Source organism: Frateuria sp. (assembly GCF_013362045.1).
Classification (GTDB): domain Bacteria; phylum Pseudomonadota; class Gammaproteobacteria; order Xanthomonadales; family Rhodanobacteraceae; genus Frateuria_A.
In genome coordinates, this window is the sequence record NZ_JABFWW010000059.1 from 1 (window position 1) to 5,468 (window position 5,468).

The following is a 5,468-nucleotide window of genomic DNA, read 5'->3' on the forward strand; positions in this document are numbered from 1 at the left end:
GCCTGGGCATTGGCCACGATGTCCGGGCCGTAGCCCTTCAGCTGCATTTCCAGCGCGATCTCCTGCTGGTCCTCGTCGATCACCGAAACGGCCAGGCCGAAGCTCACGATGGCGAAGTCCACGCGTTCGCGCCGGGCGGCGAGCGGCACCACCCAACCGCCCTGGCTGCCGCCCTGGTAGCCGATGCGCGCCAGCCGATCGCCCGCGAGGCGCCGCGCCTCGTGCAGGGCGGCGACGGCGTCGTCGGCGAGCAGGTCGAAGTCCTGCGTGTACGTGCCGCCCGAGCTTCCGGTGCCGCGCTTGTCGTAGACGAAGGCGCCCACGCCCTGCGCCGGCAGCAGCCGCTGCAGGAAATAGAACTTCAGCGCCGAGTCGTGCTCGGCCCCGTGCACCAGCACGACCACCGGCACGCGTGCGTGGCCGGGCGGCAGCAGCAGGCGGCCGGCCAGCCGGGTACCGTGCGAGGTGAAGTTGGCGTCGGTTGCCTGCAGCGGCATGCGCTGGCCGGCGAGGCTGCCGAAATGCAGGCTCCCGGCCGGGCAGGCGAAGGTCACTTCGATGCCGTCGGGGCGACCGGTCCAGCCGCGGCTGCTCTGCCAGCGGCCGGCGGCGAGCGGCTTGAGTGCGCCGGTGCTGCCGTCGAGCTTGCGCCAGCGCAGGGTGTCGCCCTCGGAGGGCGCAATATCGATCACCTGGCCGTCGGCAAGGCGATACACGCCCACCTCGCACGGCGTGGCGGCACGGGCCGCCGTAGGCGCCAGCGAGGCGAACAGGAACAGGGCGAGCGCGGGCAGGGCGCGCGCATGGAAGCGCGCAAGGCGAGCGCGGGTGGCGATCATGGAGCTGCTCCGGCACGGGGATGGCACAAGAGAGACACGCGCGCCCCTGCCGGTTGCAGCGGTTGCCGGCCCCCGTCCTCGAAGGTGCTGCCGCAGCCGGGCGAAACCTCAGCCTTGCCCGTGATATTCCCGGTACCACTTCACGAAGCGGGCGACGCCGTCTTCGATCGAGGTGTCGGGCGCGTAGCCGACGTCGCGGCGCAGGGCGGACACGTCGGCCCAGGTGTCGGGCACGTCGCCGGGCTGCATGGGGAGCAGGTTCTTCTCGACCGTGCGCCCGAGCTGTTGTTCGAGCAGCTCGATGAAGCGCAGCAGCTGCACCGGCTGGTCGTTGCCGATGTTGTAGACGCGCCAGGGCGCGCTGGAGGCACCAGGGTTGGGTTGCCGCGGATCGTAGGCCGGGTCGGCCGTGGCCGGATGGTCGAGCGTGCGGATCACGCCCTCGACGATGTCATCGATGTAGGTGAAGTCGCGGCTGTGGTTGCCGTGGTTGAACACGTCGATCGGCTCGCCGCGGCTGATGCGGTCGGCGAACAGCATCGGCGACATGTCCGGCCGTCCCCAGGGGCCGTACACGGTGAAGAAACGCAGGCCGGTGGTGGGCAACTGGTACAGGTGGCTGTAGCTGTGCGCCATCAGCTCGTTGGCCTTCTTGCTTGCCGCGTACAGGCTGACCGGGTGGTCGACTGCGTCCTCCACCGCGAAGGGCAGCTTGCGGTTGGCGCCGTAGACCGAGCTGGAGGAGGCGTAGACCAGGTGTTCGACCTGGCCGTGGCGGCAGCCCTCCAGGACGTTGAGGAAGCCGTCCAGGTTGCTGCGCACGTAGGCGCGCGGGTTCTTCAGCGAATAGCGCACGCCGGCCTGGGCCGCCAGGTTCACCACGCGCCGGGGTTGGAAGTCGGCGAAGGCGCGGTCGATGGCATCGGTATCGGCCAGGTCCGCGCGCAGATGGGTGTAGGCCGGATGCCGGGCGAACTGCGCCAGGCGGGCTTCCTTCAACGCAGGGTCGTAATAGTCGTTGTGGTTGTCGATGCCGAGGATTTCGTCGCCGCGTGCGAGCAGCCGCTGGGCGAGGGCGGCGCCGATGAAGCCGGCGGTGCCGGTGACGAGGATGCGCATCCGTTACGGCTCCTGGTGGGGACGGGGCATTCTAGCGGGCAGGGCCGTGAGGATCGGGCGTACGGCGCTCGCGCGCGGTGTTCTTCGGCTAGACTAGCGCCCTGACCCGAACACGAGGTGGCCGGCGCCTGGGCGCAGGTCGAGCGTGCGACATGGCAACTAGCCGCATCCTTCGCTGACTACCGACGCCTTTGTTCCGTACACGAAAGGGCGTTATGCCCTTTTTTGATTTCCAGGGTTCGAATCCATGATCGAAGTTACGCTCCCGGACGGCAGCAAGAGGCCGTTCGACCATCCCGTCACCGTGCAGGACGTGGCCGCCTCCATCGGTGCGGGCCTGGCCAAGGCGACGCTTGCCGGCAAGGTCGACGGCAGGCTGGTCGACGCCGGCTTTCCGATCGACCACGACGCCCGCCTGGAGATCGTCACCGAAAAGAGCCCCGAGGCGCTGGAGATCCTGCGCCACTCCACCGCGCACCTGCTGGCGCAGGCCGTGCAGCGGCTGTATCCGGGCGCGCAGGTGACCATCGGTCCGGTGATCGACAACGGTTTCTACTACGACTTCGCCTACGAGCGGCCCTTCACGCCGGAGGATCTGGGCAAGATCGAGGCGGAGATGGAGAAGATCGTCAAGGAGGCGTTGCCGGTGTCGCGCTCGGTCAAGTCGCGCGACGAGGCGGTGGCCTTCTTCCGCGGCCTTGGCGAGGACTACAAGGCCGAGATCATCGAGTCGATTCCGGCCAACGAAGAGCTGTCGCTGTATTCGCAGGGCGAGTTCACCGACCTGTGCCGGGGCCCGCACGTGCCCAACACTGGCAAGCTGCGCGCGTTCAAGCTGATGAAGGTGGCCGGCGCCTATTGGCGCGGCGACTCCAACAACGCGATGCTGACCCGCATCTACGGCACCGCCTGGCTCAACGACAAGGACCTCAAGGCCTACCTGCACCAGCTGGAGGAGGCCGAGAAGCGCGACCATCGCAAGATCGGCAAGGCGCTGGACCTGTTCCACCAGCAGGAAGAAGGTCCCGGCATGGTGTTCTGGCACCCCAACGGCTGGGCGATCTGGCAGCAGGTCGAGCAGTACATGCGCCGCGTCTACCGCAAGAGCGGCTACCAGGAGGTGCGCTGCCCGCAGGTGCTGGACGTGTCGCTGTGGAAGAAGTCCGGCCATTGGGACAACTACGCGGAGAACATGTTCTTCACCGAATCGGAGAAGCACACCTACGCGCTCAAGCCCATGAACTGCCCTGGCCACGTGCAGATCTTCAACGCGGGCCTGCACAGCTATCGGGAACTCCCGATCCGCTACGGCGAGTTCGGCGGCTGCCACCGCAACGAGCCCTCCGGCGCGCTGCACGGCATCATGCGCGTGCGCGCGTTCACCCAGGACGACGGCCACGTGTTCTGCACGCCCGAGCAGATCGAGCCGGAAGTGACCGCCTTCCACCAGCAGGCCATGCAGGTCTATGCGGACTTCGGCTTCCAGGACATCGCGCTGAAGATCGCGCTGCGCCCGGACAAGCGCATCGGCTCGGACGAGGTGTGGGACCGGGCCGAGGACGCGCTGCGCAAGGCGCTTGCGTCGGCCGGCGTCAAGTGGGAGGAGCTGCCCGGGGAGGGCGCCTTCTACGGCCCGAAGATCGAGTACCACATGAAGGACTCGATCGGCCGCGCCTGGCAGGTGGGCACCATGCAGGTGGATTTCATGATGCCCGAGCGCCTGGGCGCCGAATACGTGGACGAACACTCGCAGAAGCGCCATCCGGTGATGCTGCACCGCGCGATCGTGGGCTCCATGGAGCGTTTCATCGGCATTTTGATCGAACACCATGCCGGCAACCTGCCGGCATGGCTGGCCCCGGTGCAGGCGGCGGTGTTTTCCATTACCGACGCCCAGGCCGGTTATGTGCAAGAGGTCACGCAAGCCCTTGTGGACAAAGGCTTCCGCGTCCAGGCCGATTTGCGCAACGAAAAGGTCGGCTATAAAATCCGCGAGCATACGCTGCAGAAAGTGCCCTACCTGCTTGTCGTCGGAGATCGCGAAAAGGAGGCTGGGGCCGTTTCCGTGCGTACCCGTTCGGGCGAGGACCTGGGCAGCATGCCGCTGGCCGCCTTCGTCGAACGGCTTGAGGCCGAAACGCGGCGTTGATGTTCCGCGTGGCCTAATCCAATCAACTTCTTCTGGAGGATAGTGGTATCGCTACCACCGACAACAAGGGTAACCGCCGCAACCATGAGATCCGCGTTCCGCGCGTGCGCGTGATCGGGCCGGATTCGGAACAGCTGGGCATTCTTTCCCGCGACGAGGCGTTGCGTGCGGCCGAAGAAGCCGGCATGGACCTGGTCGAGATCCAGCCCAACGGCGACCCGCCGGTCTGCCGCATCATGGACTACGGCAAGTTCAAGTTCGAAGCCCAGAAGAAGGCCCAGGCCGCCAAGAAGAAGCAGAAGCAGGTCGAGATCAAGGAAGTGAAGTTCCGTCCGGTCACGGACGTGGGCGACTACCAGATCAAGCTGCGCAACATGCTTCGCTTCCTGGAAGAGGGCGACAAGGTCAAGGTCACCATCCGCTTCCGCGGCCGCGAGATGTCCCATCAGGATCTGGGCCAGAACCTGGCCAAGAAGATCCAGGAGGACGTCGGCGACAACGGCCTGGTGGAATCCTTCCCCAGGCTGGAAGGGCGCCAGATGGTCATGATGATCGGGCCGAAGAAGAAGCAGTAATTGAAAAAGGCGGCCTCGATGGCCGCCTTTTTCTTTGCCCTTGCCGTCGATCTTGAGCCCTCTCCCCAGAGGGCAGGGTGAGGGGCGGGGCTCGCAGGAAAAGTGGGTGGCGCAAAAGGCACTTGAGAAAAGCCGCGCCTTGGAGGAGGTCCTTCGCAAGAGCGGCCCCTCATCCTGACCCTCTCCCCGGAGGGAGAGGGAGCGGATCGCGCTCAGTTCTCGAAGCGCACCAATACCGCGTCCGCCTCGACGAATTCGCCTTGCGTCGCACTGACGCATTCGACGGTGCCCGCACGCGGGGCCTTCAGCGCCAGCTCCATCTTCATCGCCTCCATCACCAGCAGTTCCTGGCCTTCCTCCACGTTGTCGCCGGGCTTGGCCTTGACCAGCACGATGCGGCCCGGCATGGGGGCGAGCACCTGGTTGCCGCCGGCGCGTTCGGTCGAGGCCCAGGCGAAGGCGGGCGCCCGCACGAAGCGATGGCGGCGGCCCGCGGCATCGTGCAGCAGCACGCGGGCATCGTCGACCAGCGCGGGCAGGCGCTGCGCCTCGCCGTCGAAGCGCGCGCTCAAGGCGTCGCTTTCCAGCCAGGCACCGCGGACGTCGCAGGTCGCTTCGCCGTGCTCCAGCCGGTAGTCGCCGCCATGGCCGTACGCGGCGGCTTCGTAGCGCCGGTCGTGCAGCGACAGCGCTACCACGCGCTTGCCGGCGTGGCCGATGCGCCATGCATCGGCGCTGGCCCAGGGCGAATGCGGATCGGCGGAGCTGGCCTGCACCCCGCGCTCT

General features: G+C 67.1%; 5 protein-coding genes. 2 read left to right on the forward strand and 3 right to left on the reverse strand.

The features are described 5' to 3' along the window. Positions 1-839, reverse strand: an 839-nt coding sequence (locus tag HOQ08_RS03055; protein WP_291191439.1) for an alpha/beta hydrolase, incomplete at its 3' end; no start/stop codon positions are given. Between the two features lie 108 nt (positions 840-947). Further along, positions 948-1,958, reverse strand: coding sequence for an NAD-dependent epimerase (locus HOQ08_RS03060; protein WP_291191442.1), 1,011 nt, complete (start codon positions 1,956-1,958; stop codon positions 948-950). Positions 1,959-2,205: 247 nt separating this feature from the next. On the opposite strand from HOQ08_RS03060, the gene thrS reads away from it, so the two are divergent. Beyond that, positions 2,206-4,107, forward strand: a complete 1,902-nt coding sequence (gene thrS / locus HOQ08_RS03065) for a threonine--tRNA ligase (RefSeq protein WP_291191445.1) — start codon at positions 2,206-2,208, stop codon at positions 4,105-4,107. A gap of 47 nt (positions 4,108-4,154) precedes the next feature. Continuing rightward, positions 4,155-4,682 carry a translation initiation factor IF-3 gene (infC, locus tag HOQ08_RS03070; RefSeq protein WP_343203808.1) on the forward strand — a complete coding sequence of 176 codons (528 nt, stop codon included), beginning with the start codon at positions 4,155-4,157 and terminating at the stop codon, positions 4,680-4,682. A gap of 212 nt (positions 4,683-4,894) precedes the next feature. Here the strand turns inward: infC and HOQ08_RS03075 are convergent. After that, the coding region (locus HOQ08_RS03075; RefSeq protein ID WP_291191447.1) for a biotin/lipoyl-containing protein at positions 4,895-5,468 on the reverse strand (574 nt) is incomplete at its 5' end.

Coding starts and splice junctions, on each gene's coding strand:
- HOQ08_RS03060 (WP_291191442.1), bottom strand. CDS start 1,958: ATGCGCATCCTCGTCACCGGCACCGCCGGCTTCATCGGCGCCGCCCTC.
- thrS (WP_291191445.1), top strand. CDS start 2,206: ATGATCGAAGTTACGCTCCCGGACGGCAGCAAGAGGCCGTTCGACCAT.